The 14,180-nt window shown below is 33.3% G+C and carries 17 protein-coding genes; 5 read left to right on the top strand and 12 right to left on the bottom strand.

The annotated features are described in order from the left end of the window. Nucleotides 1-49: 49 nt before the first annotated feature. The 3 genes from C8C87_RS11330 to udk form a co-directional block, all read right to left on the bottom strand. A complete protein-coding gene (locus tag C8C87_RS11330) occupies nucleotides 50-1,414 on the bottom strand; it encodes a methylmalonyl-CoA mutase subunit beta (RefSeq protein WP_121342679.1) in 1,365 nt (454 codons plus the stop codon). Nucleotides 1,415-1,476: 62 nt separating this feature from the next. Continuing rightward, the gene (locus C8C87_RS11325; RefSeq protein ID WP_099714581.1) at nucleotides 1,477-1,797 is read right to left on the bottom strand and encodes a septum formation initiator family protein; all 321 of its coding nucleotides are present in this window, start codon (nucleotides 1,795-1,797) and stop codon (nucleotides 1,477-1,479) included. 140 nt (nucleotides 1,798-1,937) lie between these two features. After that, a complete protein-coding gene (gene udk / locus C8C87_RS11320; RefSeq protein WP_099714582.1) occupies nucleotides 1,938-2,546 on the bottom strand; it encodes a uridine kinase in 609 nt (202 codons plus the stop codon). 151 nt (nucleotides 2,547-2,697) lie between these two features. On the opposite strand from udk, the gene C8C87_RS11315 reads away from it, so the two are divergent. From C8C87_RS11315 to C8C87_RS11300, 4 genes are all read left to right on the top strand, one after another. Then, nucleotides 2,698-3,279, top strand: a complete 582-nt coding sequence (locus tag C8C87_RS11315) for a Crp/Fnr family transcriptional regulator (protein WP_099714583.1) — start codon at nucleotides 2,698-2,700, stop codon at nucleotides 3,277-3,279. A 90-nt stretch (nucleotides 3,280-3,369) separates the two neighbouring features. Beyond that, nucleotides 3,370-4,122 carry a pirin family protein gene (locus tag C8C87_RS11310; protein ID WP_121342678.1) on the top strand — a complete coding sequence of 251 codons (753 nt, stop codon included), beginning with the start codon at nucleotides 3,370-3,372 and terminating at the stop codon, nucleotides 4,120-4,122. Between the two features lie 66 nt (nucleotides 4,123-4,188). Next, nucleotides 4,189-4,719 (top strand): YceI family protein, encoded by a 531-nt coding sequence (locus tag C8C87_RS11305; protein ID WP_121342677.1) that lies wholly within the window; start codon nucleotides 4,189-4,191, stop codon nucleotides 4,717-4,719. Between the two features lie 70 nt (nucleotides 4,720-4,789). Further along, a complete protein-coding gene (locus C8C87_RS11300; RefSeq protein ID WP_121342676.1) occupies nucleotides 4,790-5,104 on the top strand; it encodes a hypothetical protein in 315 nt (104 codons plus the stop codon). Between the two features lie 151 nt (nucleotides 5,105-5,255). Here C8C87_RS11300 and C8C87_RS11295 read toward each other — a convergent pair whose 3' ends face one another. The 6 genes from C8C87_RS11295 to dnaA form a co-directional block, all read right to left on the bottom strand. After that, nucleotides 5,256-6,137 (bottom strand): SDR family oxidoreductase, encoded by an 882-nt coding sequence (locus C8C87_RS11295; RefSeq protein ID WP_199716381.1) that lies wholly within the window; start codon nucleotides 6,135-6,137, stop codon nucleotides 5,256-5,258. A gap of 77 nt (nucleotides 6,138-6,214) precedes the next feature. After that, entirely contained in the window at nucleotides 6,215-7,342 is a 1,128-nt protein-coding gene (locus C8C87_RS11290) for a methionine aminotransferase (RefSeq protein WP_121342675.1), read from the bottom strand. Between the two features lie 174 nt (nucleotides 7,343-7,516). After that, a complete protein-coding gene (locus C8C87_RS11285) occupies nucleotides 7,517-8,050 on the bottom strand; it encodes a hypothetical protein (RefSeq protein ID WP_099714588.1) in 534 nt (177 codons plus the stop codon). A gap of 508 nt (nucleotides 8,051-8,558) precedes the next feature. After that, the gene (locus C8C87_RS11280) at nucleotides 8,559-9,281 is read right to left on the bottom strand and encodes an SAM-dependent methyltransferase (protein WP_121342674.1); all 723 of its coding nucleotides are present in this window, start codon (nucleotides 9,279-9,281) and stop codon (nucleotides 8,559-8,561) included. A 67-nt stretch (nucleotides 9,282-9,348) separates the two neighbouring features. Beyond that, entirely contained in the window at nucleotides 9,349-9,816 is a 468-nt protein-coding gene (locus C8C87_RS11275; protein ID WP_099714590.1) for a low molecular weight protein-tyrosine-phosphatase, read from the bottom strand. A 7-nt stretch (nucleotides 9,817-9,823) separates the two neighbouring features. After that, nucleotides 9,824-11,251 carry a chromosomal replication initiator protein DnaA gene (dnaA, locus tag C8C87_RS11270; RefSeq protein WP_035674283.1) on the bottom strand — a complete coding sequence of 476 codons (1,428 nt, stop codon included), beginning with the start codon at nucleotides 11,249-11,251 and terminating at the stop codon, nucleotides 9,824-9,826. Nucleotides 11,252-11,435: 184 nt separating this feature from the next. Between dnaA and C8C87_RS11265 the strand changes: the two genes are divergently transcribed. Next, on the top strand, nucleotides 11,436-11,840 hold the full coding sequence (locus C8C87_RS11265; protein ID WP_099714591.1) for a thioesterase family protein: 405 nt from the start codon (nucleotides 11,436-11,438) through the stop codon (nucleotides 11,838-11,840). Between the two features lie 29 nt (nucleotides 11,841-11,869). Here the strand turns inward: C8C87_RS11265 and C8C87_RS11260 are convergent, their stop codons facing one another. Genes C8C87_RS11260 through ribD form a run of 3 tightly spaced genes read right to left on the bottom strand, consistent with a single transcriptional unit; the run spans nucleotide 11,870 to nucleotide 14,149 of the window. Beyond that, nucleotides 11,870-12,499 (bottom strand): YigZ family protein, encoded by a 630-nt coding sequence (locus C8C87_RS11260; protein WP_121342673.1) that lies wholly within the window; start codon nucleotides 12,497-12,499, stop codon nucleotides 11,870-11,872. Between the two features lie 11 nt (nucleotides 12,500-12,510). After that, a complete protein-coding gene (locus C8C87_RS11255; RefSeq protein WP_121342672.1) occupies nucleotides 12,511-13,113 on the bottom strand; it encodes an HAD family phosphatase in 603 nt (200 codons plus the stop codon). Beyond that, nucleotides 13,106-14,149, bottom strand: a complete 1,044-nt coding sequence (gene ribD, locus C8C87_RS11250) for a bifunctional diaminohydroxyphosphoribosylaminopyrimidine deaminase/5-amino-6-(5-phosphoribosylamino)uracil reductase RibD (protein WP_121342671.1) — start codon at nucleotides 14,147-14,149, stop codon at nucleotides 13,106-13,108. The genes C8C87_RS11255 and ribD overlap by 8 nt, the downstream gene beginning before the upstream one ends. Nucleotides 14,150-14,180 lie beyond the last annotated feature (31 nt).

Genomic DNA, 14,180 nt, shown 5'->3' with positions numbered 1-14,180 from the left:
CACGAATGCTGATGAATTTTTAATTTTGATTAGTCGAAATTGCTGAATCTTATTCAAGACCAAGTCGCTCTTGTTCTATTTTTTCTGCCAGACGTTTTTCGATTATGGGTGTAATCAATGTTTTTCTTGGTTTGACTTTTACAAAAGGGAACAGCTCTAAATCGTGTTTCATTTTATCTTGTTTGTTGGGATGTTTGTTTGTTCCCAATAAAATTTCTTTACCGTTATCAAATAATGCTTGTGCAGTATCAGCACTTTCTTGAATTTTTCTTTTGATGATTCCATCATTAAGTTGTTTCAGGAAACCGCCATTTGCCTCTATATCTTTGAATAAAGCCAATGATTTTTCAGCTAATTGATTAGTAAGATTTTCGATATAATAACTACCGTCAGCCGGATTATTAACTTTATCAAAATAACTTTCGTTTTTGAGAATCAACAATTGGTTTCGGGCAATTCGGTCACCAAATTCGTTGTCTTTGTGGTACAACGCATCATAAGGCAAATTAGCAATAGCATCCGCTCCGCCAATAATTGCGCTCATACATTCGGTTGTGGTACGCAACATATTCACGTTATAATCGTATAAAGTTTTGTTTCGTTTTGTAGGCGAAACAATGATGTTGCAATCTAAGTTGTGGTTGTATTCTTTGGCAATCAGATTAAAAAGTAATCGTAAAGCACGCAGTTTTGCAATTTCAAAAAAGTAATTTGTCCCCACGGCAACTTCAAAAACAATGGGTTTGTTTATAGCTTCAACCCTGTTGAAATATTCATTGGCATGTCCTAAACTATAGGCAATTTGCTGCACCATGTTGGCACCGGCATTTTGATACAATGCCGCATTAATGCTTATTAACGATACAGATGGTGTTGCAGTCGAAAGTAAATTCAGTGTTTCGAAATTATTTTTTTCTTTGGTTGTAAACCAGTTTCCATCTTTGGCTAATTGCCCAATTGGATCCAGATTACAGAAAATAGTGGTGTTGTTTTTCTTGGCAAATGCATCTATTTTTTTAACGAAATCGATTGAAATAAACCCCAGATTAAAATAAACAATAACTTTTTCTAAAGGTAATTTCTCCAATAGATTGGTAATATCAATCGATTCGTTTTCTATTGTAAAACGAAGGCTGTCTGCACCACGACTCAAGGAATCTAATGCTCTTTCAATAGATTTTTCAATATCGTAAACAAATATGTTTTGGCAAATTTTGAAATTTGTCGCTTTTGTAGTTACTGAGAAAGCTTTAGAGAACTCATCTTTGTGATAAAAAGGTTTCACTTGGATGTCTTCGGGAGAATTCCAAACTACCGTTTCATTATAATCCGCTCCATTGAGTTCAAATTGGATTTTTTGTTTCCATTGCTTTGAGGAAATGGGATTGAAATCATCGAAAAGATTTGTTGTCATTTTGTTTATGGTTTTCCTAATTCCAGCTTTTTCCTATTGGAAATGAGCTGAAACTTGGTGTTTTATTTTTCAATCGTGTCACCTTCGAATTCAATGATATAAATATCTTCACTATCTTTTTTCATATAGTATTTCTCTCGGGCGTATTTTTCTATCTGTTCTGAATTTTTTAATTGCTTGATGTTCTCTTGGTCCTTTTTTATTTCTTCCTTATAATAATTGGCATTGTCTTCTAATTCGTTGATTTGTTTGTCTAGAACTCGATGCCCGAAATAGGAATAGTTGTCCAAAAAAATCATCCAAGTAGCAAAAAATAACAACACCCAGACATATTTGTTACTTAAAAATTTAAACCAAGGTTTGTCTTTATACGGATTTGTCATTTTTTATTTTTTTTAGCCCCGATTACAGTGAAAATCCTTTTAGTAGGTGATGATGACGAAGGAAGATGCACCTACTAAAAGATTGAAACGGAAAGCGGGAAATAGCTCCTAATAATTATTACACTAAAATTACAATTAAATTATAGAATTTTTTGATTTATTACCGCACGAACTACATCAATGGCTACCGTGTTGTATTTATCGTTTGGTATAATAATGTCTGCAAATGCTTTGGTTGGTTCTATAAACTGCTCGTGCATTGGCTTCAATGTTGTTTGATATCTGTTGATTACTTCATGCATATCTCGGCCACGTTCAGCAATATCGCGTTTCATACGACGGATTAATCGTTCGTCAGAATCAGCATGAACGTATATTTTTACATCAAATAATTCTCTTAATTCTGGGTTTGCCAAAATTAAAATCCCTTCCACAATCATCACTTTTCGAGGATGTGTGAAAACAGTATCGTCCGTTCTATTGTGCGTTACAAACGAATAAACGGGTTGATGGATATTGTTTCCTTCTTTTAATTCTTTAAGGTGAGTGACCAATAATTCGAAATCAATGGCACGCGGATGATCAAAATTAATTAATGCTCTTTCATCAAATGATAGTCCGTGATTTTCTTTATAATACGAGTCTTGCGAAATAATTCCTACTTCGGTTTCTGGTAATTCATTCATGATTTGATGTACAACGGTTGTTTTTCCGCTTCCTGTACCACCTGCAATTCCTATAATGAGCATAATTTTTTTGTTATGTATTTTATCCCGACAAAAATAGGAATTTAATTGGGAGTGGATTTTGTTTTTTGAGGAAATCTTGCTAATTTAATATATTTATTGCTCGTTATTAATTGACATTTTTTTCTATCTTTAGTTTCTAAAACAGACTGCTTTGTATTCACAAATCAATAAAAATATAAGTCGCTATGTCACTTTTGAACCGAAAGAATTAGAAATTTTCAATTCTTTATTGGAATATAAAACGGTTCCTAAGAAGACAATTTTACTTCATGAAGGCGAGATGTGCAATTTTGAAGCCTTTGTTATCAAAGGCTGTGTCCGTAAATATTATATTGATGCCAATGGTTTTGAAGTCATTCTACAATTTGCTATCGAAAATGCGTGGATAAGCGATATTTCTTTTAGTATTTATGAAGATAAACCGAGTCGTGTGTATATCGAAACATTAGAAGATTGCGAATTTTTTATGTTCAGTCCAGACAGTAAAGAAGAACTATTCGTTAAAGCACCAAAGTTTGAACGCGCTTTCCGCATCTTGATGCAACGCAATCTTGCGGTAACCCAAGAACGCTTGTTTTACACCATTTCTAAAACTGCCACCGAGAAATATTTAGAATTTCTCGAACATTATCCTACACTTTCACAGCGCGTTGCCCAGCATTATATTGCGTCTTATTTGGGTATTTCGGCGGAGTTTCTTAGTAAAATAAGAACTAAAATAGCCAAACACTAAATTCTCGTTATTTTTCATTTCTTGTCCTAGTTCAATGCATGCGCTTTTTTTTTGACGCAACTTTGTACCACAATATTAAAGAACAGAACAATGGAAAATACAGATAAAATTATAGAAGGAGCAATTACACATTCCGTTTTGCATAAAGCGGATACTCGCGGTCATGCCAATCACGGTTGGTTAGAATCCTATCACACTTTTAGTTTTGCAAATTATCACAATCCAGAACGAATGAATTTTGGAGTGTTGCGTGTTTTGAATGATGACAGAGTCAATCAAGGAATGGGTTTTGGAAAACATCCGCATGACAATATGGAAATTATTTCTATTCCGCTCGAAGGTGATTTAGAACACCAAGACAGTATGGGAAATACTACCGTAATCAAAGAAGGTGATATTCAGGCGATGAGCGCCGGTACCGGAATTTTTCACAGCGAATACAATAAAAACAAAGATCAGTTGGTTAAGTTTTTGCAGATTTGGATTTATCCAAATCAAAAAAATGTAACGCCTCGTTATGACCAAATCACTTTAGATTTAAACGATCGTCACAATAAATTACAACAAATTTTATCGCCAAATCCAGAAGATGAAGGTGTTTGGATTCATCAGGATGCTTGGTTTCATATTGGAAAGTTTGACAATGATTTTTCTACTTCATATGAATTGAAAAAACCAGGAAATGGAATCTATGCTTTTGTTTTGAAAGGGGATTTCACTATAGGGGACATTGCTTTAAATGAACGTGATGGATTAGGAATTTGGGATACCAATAGTATTAAAATTACCGCTAATTCTGCCAATGCCGAAATCCTTTTGATGGAAGTACCGATGAAATTGTAATTAAATAAAAGAATAATAGAAATAACTAATAATAATAATAATAATAATAATAAATAAAATAATACTATGTCAACAACAAAATGGGTAATTGACCCAACACACTCAGAAATTGGTTTTAAAGTGAAACACATGATGTTCACTAATGTTTCAGGTAAATTTTCAAAATTCGACGCAACGATTGAAGCAGAAGATAATGATTTTGAAAACGCAAAAATTGAATTTACCGGAGCAATTGATTCGATAACAACAGGAAATGCAGATAGAGATACTCATTTATTGAGTCCGGATTTTTTTGATGCTGCACAGTTTCCAGAAATTAAATTTAGCGCTACTTCTTTTACCAAAATCAATGAAGGCGAATATGAATTGGTTGGTGATTTAACCTTACACGGTGTCACAAAATCAGTGAAATTAGCTGCAGAATATGGAGGATTAATGAAAGATCCATGGGGAAATACCAAAATGGCACTTGCATTAGAAGGAAAAATCAACAGAAAAGATTGGGGATTAAACTGGAATTCGGCTCTTGAAACTGGCGGTGTTTTAGTAAGCGAAGAAGTTCGTTTGAATATCGAATTGCAATTTTTGCAACAATAATTTTAAAATAAATTAAGCACAAATCTCAAAGAATTATTTCTCTTGAGGTTTGTGTTTTTAAAAAATTGGAATGATGGAAACCATAAATATTTTATACATAGGAAGACATCTCGAAATCTTGGCAACTGTAATCCGATTAATAAATGCAAATGAGAATTGGAATGGAGTAGGCGTTATGAACGATGAGGAAGCTAAGGAGATTTTTATAAGAAAAGATTTTTCACTTGTATTGTTAGGTTCCGGAATTCAGAAAGAAAGTGAAACTAATTTGTGCACTTTTTTCAATAAACAGAATCCAAATATAATTATTGTTCAGCATTATGGCGGTGGAAGTGGTTTGCTGAAAAGTGAAATTTTACTTGCCTTGGAAAACAATAAAAATTAAAAACTCTTTTTTTACGATTAAGAAATTAAGCACCACTTCTTAATTTCTTAATGGTTAAATTTATAAAATAGGATGTTTACTAAAATATTTAGTAGTGTCAACTAAAAAAAGAGAGCCAAGTGACTCTCTTTTTTGTTTTTGTATAAAACTATTATTTGTTCTTCTTTGCTTTAATCATCATTTCTAACTGATCCCAAAGTTCTTCGGGAATAGCTTCCAGAATATTGAATTGACCGGCTCCTTTCAACCATTCGCCACCATCAATAACAACGACTTCACCATTTACATACGCTGAAAAATCAGAAACTAAATAAGCCGCTAAATTGGCTAATTCCTGATGATCTCCTACACGTTTTAATGGCACTTTTTTAGCCATATCAAATTTTTCGGCTAAATCTCCTGGTAATAATCGGTCCCACGCTCCTTTAGTTGGGAACGGTCCCGGAGCAATTGCATTAGAACGAATTCCGTATTTTGCCCATTCTACCGCAAGACTTCGTGTCATAGCAAGAACTCCGGCTTTTGCAGTAGCACTTGGCACCACATAAGCAGAACCTGTCCAAGCGTAAGTCGTAACAATATTTAAGATGGTAGATGATTTTTGTTTGGTGTCAATCCAATGTTTTCCAAAAGCAAGGGTACAGTTTTTGGTGCCTTTTAAAACAATATCAATTACAGTATCAAAAGCATTAGCAGATAATCTTTCGGTTGGAGAAATAAAGTTTCCGGCAGCATTATTCAGTAAAACATCCACTTTACCAAAAGCTTTCAAAACTTCTTGGAGCATATTTTCCACTTCTTCATAATGGCGTACATCACATTGAATAGGAAGGCAAGTTCCGCCTGTTTCCGTTTCCAGTTCTGCAGCAGTGTTTTTCAGTTTTTCTAAATCTCTGGATGTAATGGCAACTTGCGCCCCTAATTCTAAGAAATATTTAGTCATTGCTTTTCCTAAACCGCTTCCGCCTCCGGTTACTGCAATCACTTTGCCTTTTAGGGCATCGTCGCGTAACATTTTATCTGTATAACTCATATTGTTGATATTTTTTTATTGTAAATATAATAAATTAAATAGTATGCATGCATAATAAAAAAACAAAATCGTTTCTTTTAAATCGCACACAATCTTTTAGCAGCTTCTTCCAGCGTAGCATTGTCTTTGGCAAAACAAAACCGAATTAATTTCAGGTCTTTTCCATCGGCATAAAAAGTAGAAATAGGAATTGCAGCTACGCCATGTTCAGTAATGAGGCGTTTACAGAAATCAACATCGCTCTCATTTGATATAGCTGCATAAGAAGCCACCTGAAAATAAGTTCCCTCGCAAGGCATGAGTTTGAACCGACTATTTTTTAATAATTGTCTAAAGTAATCCCGTTTTTCCTGATATAATTTCCCGATTTCAGCAATAGAAACGATATCTAGATACTCGCTAATGGCAATTTGAGAAATACTATTTACGCTAAAAACTAAAAACTGATGTACTTTTTTGATTTCCTTCATTAGGTATTCCGGCGCTACTAAATAACCAACCTTCCAACCCGTAACATGGAACGATTTCCCAAATGAGGAAACCATCACACTACGATTTAATAATTTCTCACGTGTATGAGCCGAAATATGTTTTTCTTCGAAAGTGATGTATTCATAGACTTCATCAGAAAGAAGTACGATATCCGGATATTTTTCGAGTAGGATTTCCAACGATTCAAAATCAGATTTCGCCAAGATTTTCCCCGTTGGATTATGCGGATTATTAATGATAATCATTTTAGTTTTTGCAGTACACGCTTTTTCGATAATTTCCCAATTTGGAGTATAATCATTATTCAGCGCTACCCGAACTGGATTTGCGTTGCACAATAAGACGGGTGCTTCATAGCAATCATAACTTGGATCTAAGATAATTACGTCATCATTATTTTTTACCAAAGCCGTTATAGTGGTAAAAATAGCTTGTGTTGCTCCGGCAGTAACCAGCAATTCCGTTTCGGGCTGAATAGTTCTTCCATAGGAGTGTTTAACGAGTGTCGCTATTTTTGATAATAATGGAGGATAACCAGACATTGGAGTGTATTGATGCACATTTTCTTTCGCCAGTTTGGCAACAATATCAGTTAATCTTTCGTCAACGGGAAAGTTTGGAAAACCTTGTGAAAGATTGATGGCGTTATATTCAGCTGCCATTTTTGACATAACCGTAAAAATACTCGTACTGATATTTGGTAGTTTACTCATAAAAAAATAACGTTGATTACTTTATAAAAGTAGTAGTTTAATCCTAATTTTAATTTTTTGGGAACTGATAATTATCAAAAATTTAAGTTATTGCGTTTTTGTATTTATTTGCCAAATCGTATGCTAAAAAAAAGCCACCAATTTGGTAGCTTTTTCTTTATGGTTGTTAGTAGTTTAATTTCCTTTGACAATTTCACCATCTGGTTTGACAATTAATTTTCGAACTTCATTGCCCTTTTTTATCTTAAGATTGTACTCTTTTTTAATAATATCACCTTCTTTTTGAGAATATAGATACTTGTCATTTATAATCTGCCAACCTGGGTATGTTTTGTAAATGGAATAAATTACACTATTAGGGAGTTTTATATTTTTATAGTTTTCAATTACACTAGTCAATTTACCATTTTCATTATATGTTGCAGTCAATGTGCCTTTACTGGTTTCCATAATCACCAAATAATTTTCAAATCCTTCATAATCTCTCCCTAAATCATAGGCTATGAATTTTTCTTCAAGTGCTCTTACACTTTTATCTGGGTTTCTATCAGGTAGGTATATGGAAAAATCCTTACCGGCACTTTTAATAACAACTCCCGGTAAATTTTCCATTTTAATATTTCCTTGCCCTGAATTAACTTCTTTATCTTGGGAATAAGATAGTGTGCTTATGCATAAAAAAAATAAAACAATTATATATGATTTCATGATACTTTGTTTTTGAATTAATGGTCTAATACATAATACATTAATGATAAAAATAATTAGTAAGGCTTAATTCATTTCTTCCCCTTTTTGTTGTTTGTAATTTATTTAGATCATTATAATTCATAACATCAGTAGTTTTATTTTTTGAATTTTGAATCAAAAAATGACTGTGGGCATTAGTAAAATTAGTTTTTTTTTATAGGTACGCAGGTTAATTTTTTTGTAATTAATGTTAATATAAATAGCCGTTTTATGGGAGTTTTTTAGCAGGAAAATCCATTTGCAATAGCGAGGAAACAAAGCCATATTTACTCATTCGATATAAAAAAGGATCTTTTAGTAAGGAATTTTTTAGGTTGTCTAATTGACATGAGGAAACCTTTCAAAATATTTAATTTTGAAATGAAATTGCAGCACTAAAAAAGAAGTGTTTTTATACTATTTGGAAAAGCGATTGGTCTTTAAATGAGATTTAAAAACCCATTTTTAAATTCCAAAATAAGAAATGTTACATTTTGTGAATGATGAAAATAGTAGGGCGGTTGTGTAAATCCACTTTTACTTTTTTCCAATCAGAAGCTCTCAGGGTTTTGATATATTCTGTAGGTAAAGTGATGTCAGTAGCAATACAAAGGTGAGTCGCGGGATTAATAGCCTGTAAGATATCCTCCAGCATTTTATTATTTCGATACGGAGTTTCTATGAATATTTGAGATTGGTTTTTCTCCTGAGATAATTTTTCCAAATTTTTCAGAGCTGTCTTTTTTTCTCCTTTTTCGATTGGTAAATAACCATTAAACGTAAAACTTTGTCCATTCATTCCGGAAGCCATCATCGCCAAAAGAATTGAAGAAGGTCCAACTAACGGTATAACTTGAATTCCTTTTTCATGTGCTAATTTTACAATAACTGCACCGGGATCAGCAACACCAGGGCATCCTGCTTCGCTCATTAATCCCATATTTTTCCCTTCTAATAAAGGTTTAATGAAATCTAAATGCTCTTTGGTTTCGGTATGTTTGTTTAATACAAAAAGCTTTAGCTCCGATTGTTTCTTTTCAGGATGTACGCCTTTAATAGATTTTCGGGCTGTTTTTTCGTTTTCAACAATATAATAATCAATGAAATCAATACTTCTTTTTACGGTTTGAGGCAACACATCCATTGGATCGCAATCGCCCATTGTAGTAGGGATTAAGTACAGTTTTCCTAATAAAGTAGTTGTTTGCATTGCTGTAGTTTTACGTTTCTAAAGTAAATTTCCTGTTGGTTTCTTCTGAAAATTTTAAATCCAAAGATTATTGATGTTTGTCTATTAGCTTTTTTGCAATTACATCGCAAACTTCATCAAGCATATTATACACTATTTCAAATCCATTGGGTAAACCAAAATAAGGATCTGGAACATCTACTTTTTCGTTTGGAAATAATTCATCCAAAATGAGTTGGACTTTCTGTTTATGTTCTTGACTTTCGGCAAGTTCAATAACATCGTCGTAATTAGAATTATCCATTACATAGATGTAATCAAATGAATCGAAATCAGATTTACTGAATTGTCTTCCCTTTTGATCTGAAATGTTTATTTTATTTTTTTTTGCTACAGCAACGGATCGATCATCAGGTTTATGGCCAACATGCCAAGAACCAGTTCCTGCTGAATCAACTTTGAATTTATTTTTTGGGAGCTTTGAGGCCAATATGCCTTCGGCCAAGGGTGATCGGCAAATATTGCCTAAACAAACCATTAAAATTTTCACGGGCATGATGCGTTTACAGCGTTAATTTTTTATTGATATCCTCAACAAATTTCTTGAATTGTTTGTCAGTAGCAACTAAATTATCAACGGTTTTACAGGCGTGTAATACGGTAGCGTGATCTCTGTCCCCAATTTGAGAACCAATATTTGCTAAAGATGCTTTTGTGAATTTTTTTGCAAAAAACATTGCCAATTGTCTGGCCTGAACAACGTGCCTTTTTCTGGTTTTTGATTGTAATGTTTCTAAATCCAATTGGAAATAATCCGAAACAATTTTTTGAATGTAATCGATAGAAATTTCTCGTTTTACATTTTTAACAAATTTTTCCACAACACTTTTAGCAAGTTCAAGTGTAACTTCTTTTTTATTGAATGAAGATTGTGCAATCAAGGAAATGATGGCTCCTTCCAGTTCTCTTACATTGGATTTGATGTTGCGGGCAACATATTCTATTATTTCTTCAGGGATTTCAACACCATCTCTGTACAATATATTTTTTAGGATAGAAATTCTGGTTTCATAATCCGGTTGGTGCAATTCAGCAGACAATCCCCATTTGAAACGAGATAACAATCGTTGTTCAATATCTTGCATGTCAACTGGCGCCTTGTCTGATGTCAAGATTACCTGTTTGCCATTTTGATGTAAATAATTGAAAATATGGAAGAAAACATCCTGCGTTCCAGATTTTCCGGAAAGGAACTGGACATCATCAATAATTAAAACGTCAATTAATTGATAGAAGTGGATGAAATCATTTCGGTTGTTTTTCTTTACCGAGTCAATATATTGTTGTGTGAAAATCTCAGCTGATATGTATAAAACTGTTTTTTCAGGGTATTTGTCTTTTATTTCCACACCAATAGCATGTGCTAAGTGTGTTTTTCCTAGTCCAACTCCTCCAAAAATCAATAGCGGATTAAACGAAGTTCCTCCAGGTTTATTGGCAACAGCCATACCTGCAGAACGCGCTAATCTATTAGAATCACCTTCCAGAAAATTATCAAAACTGTAATTTGCATTCAGTTGAGATTCAATTTTTAAATTTCGGATTCCCGGGATTACAAAAGGATTTTTTAATTCTGGATTTAAGTTTTTGAATGGAGCATCAACTTCTTGCGGCTTCATAGGAACTCTGTTGGCACTTGGCAATTGCTCCGTAAACGGTTGTTTGTTGCCATAAGTGTTTTCCATTCTGATTTTATAGAGTAACTTTGCGTTTTTACCCAGTTCTTTGGTAAGCGCCACTTTTAATAATTTCACGTAGTGTTCTTCTAGCCATTCGTAGAAAAATTTACTTGGAACTTGAATATATAATGCGTTATCGGTAAGTTCAACTGATTTGATTGGTTCGAACCAAGTTTTGTAAGCTTGATCCTGAATGTTGTCTTTTATAAAAGACAAACAGTTTTCCCATACTGATTGAGCAGTTTTGTTCATATATTCTGTTAAATTATTTTTAATTGGTAATTGTTATCTTACAAAAAAAAAGATGTTTTTTTATTATTTATCGGGGTAACAAATATGTGAACAAATTTCTGTAAAAAAAAATATATTGGACAATAATTTTCCAAATTATTGTTGTAAGGAGCTTTTTAAATTTAAAAATTTTAATACATAATTAATGAAAGATCATCAAATACAAGTTAGGGTACGATACTCCGAAACGGATCAAATGGGCGTTGTTTATCATGGAAATTACATCCCTTATTTTGAGATAGGAAGAGTGGAATGGCTTAGAAACAAAGGGATTTCGTATAAAAGCATGGAGGAAAGTGGAATTGCGCTTCCAATAGTTTCCATGAATATAAATTATAAAAAATCAGCTCGCTATGATGAGTTGCTTACCGTTCATACGATTTTCAAAAGTCAGAGTTCTGTGAAGATAGAATTTGATTGCGCTATTTATAATGAGTCTGATGAGTTATTAACAACTGCCCAATTTATCCTTGTTTTTGTGTCCTTAAAAACAGGTCGTCCTACCGCTCCGCCGGATTATATTTTAGAACTCTTAAAAACAATAGAATAAATTATAAAAACAGCAATTTTGAGTAGAAATTAGAGTCGTTTTAGATCGATTTCAAACATTGAATTAAAAATGTCGAATACCATTTCGGCATTTTTTTTTCTGGTTTTTATTCCAATTTTGCCTATCGGAAGTCCTGATTCTTCATTTATTTCCATTTCTTGATTTACAATTTCAAGCTTTTTTTCCTTAATTACCCGCATTACTTTATTCATATTCTTATAATCAAATGTGATTGTAAAATGAATATCTATCGTTTTTTCGACAATTTCACAGGTCTCAAGAACCATTTGTGCGGTTGTTTTGTAAGCGGTGATTAATCCTCCAACGCCTAATTTCACACCGCCAAATATTCGGACGACAACAATAAGCACATTGGTTACTGAAAAAGACTGAATTTGTCCATAAATAGGCATTCCTGCACTATTACTGGGTTCACCATCATCATTTGCTCTGTAGGTTACGATGTCAGCACCTATTTGATAGGCATAACAAAAATGGCCTGCATTAGGGTGTTGTTTTCGTAAGGTTTCGATGATTGGTTTTACATCTTCCTCTGATTGAATAGGAAAGGCATAACCAAAAAACTTACTGTTTTTTTCTTTGAATAATACTGCTGAAGAGGGAAAATCAATAGTGTTGTAGGTGTCTTTAAATTCCAAAAGCTACTTTTCTAAATTATTTTTTTGTCAAATAAATGAACAACATCTTCTTCTCCTACTTGTAAATTCCATACTTGAAATCCTAATGCAAGTGCGGCGTCGGTATTTTCTTTTTTGTCATCAATAAACAAAGTGCGTTTTGGCGTTAACTCATGTTTTTTTACCAAATAATTGAAAATTTCAGCGTCGGGTTTTCGCATGCCTAACTCAAAAGAAAAATAAACTTTTTCAAAACATTGATAAAACTCTCTGTAAAAGGTCATTCCGGCTGTGTGCTGAAATTTATCGATGTGAATTGCATCTGTATTACTTAGTAAGAACAAGCGGTATTTTTGCGAAAGCATTTGTAAAAATTCAAGTCTGTATAATGGGAAATCCAATAAAATGGTATTCCAAGCGCTTCTAATCTCGTCTATTGAAGCATTAGGCATGTGTTTCTGGAAGCCTTCAATGAATTGACGCTCAGAAATTTTTCCTTTTTCAAATGATAGATTGAGTTCATCTAAATCCTCAGTCCATTCTTTTAAGCCCAATTTAGTAAAGGCAACAATAGGAGCTTCTTTGTCTAAGTTGATAAAAATATCTCCAAAATCAAAAATTATAGTATTAATCATAGTTTCTAGATAGTATTAATTGATCATTACCAATAGATTGTTTTTTGAACTGGTTTTTAGCAAAATTTGGAGCCTTAGTTCCTTGCTTGAATTCGACACTCCCAACAAATATTCTAGCTTCGTCCCAAAGATTGGCATCAATAAATGTCTGTAAAGTTTGCCGTCCGCCTTCAATTATAATGGATTGAATTTGATCTTTATATAGCGATTGTATTACTTGTGTTGCTATGTTTTGTTCAAAATCAATATACTCAAAGATACAGTTTTCTTTCTCAATAGATTGTTTCGATTTAGAAAATAGGATTGTTTTAACTTGACTATCAAACACATGATTGTCTTTGGGAATGCGATTATTTTGGTCTAGAACTACTCTAATCGGATTGTTTCCGTACCAATCCCGTGCGTTTAATTTTGGATTGTCATCAATGGCGGTTTGAGTTCCCACCAAAATAGCTTGTTCCTCCGTTCTCCATTTATGTACCAATTGTCTTGAATACTGATTTGTAATCCAGACCGGTTTTTTTTCTGATTTTTCCTTTGGCGCAATAAAACCATCTTGACTTTCGGCCCATTTCAAAATAATATAAGGTCTTTTCTTTTCATGAAATGTAAAAAACCTTTTATTAAGTTCATTGCATTCTTCTTCAAGAATTCCTACGGTTACCTGTATTCCGGCTTCCATTAGTTTTTTGATTCCGTTTCCTGCCACTTTTACATTGGGGTCAACAGTTCCAATAACTACATTTGGAATTTTATTTTTGATTATCAAATCACAACAAGGCGGCGTTTTGCCAAAATGACTGCACGGTTCTAAACTCACATAAATAGTCGCTTTTTTCAATAACGATTTATCTTTTACGGAATTCACAGCGTTTACCTCGGCGTGTGGTTCTCCAGCTTTTTTATGCCAGCCTTCGCCAATGATTTTGTCGTCATAAACAATAACACTGCCTACCAAAGGATTTGGATACGTTGTTCCCAAACCATTTCTGGCTAATTCGATGCAGCGTCGGATGTATTTTTCATGTATTTTCACAACACAAAAGTAGTTATTTTGGGTTTAGCCT

This window comes from Flavobacterium sp. 120, from assembly GCF_003633605.1.
Classification (GTDB): Bacteria; Bacteroidota; Bacteroidia; order Flavobacteriales; family Flavobacteriaceae; genus Flavobacterium; species Flavobacterium algoritolerans.
This window is presented reverse-complemented; position numbering and strand designations above follow the sequence as displayed.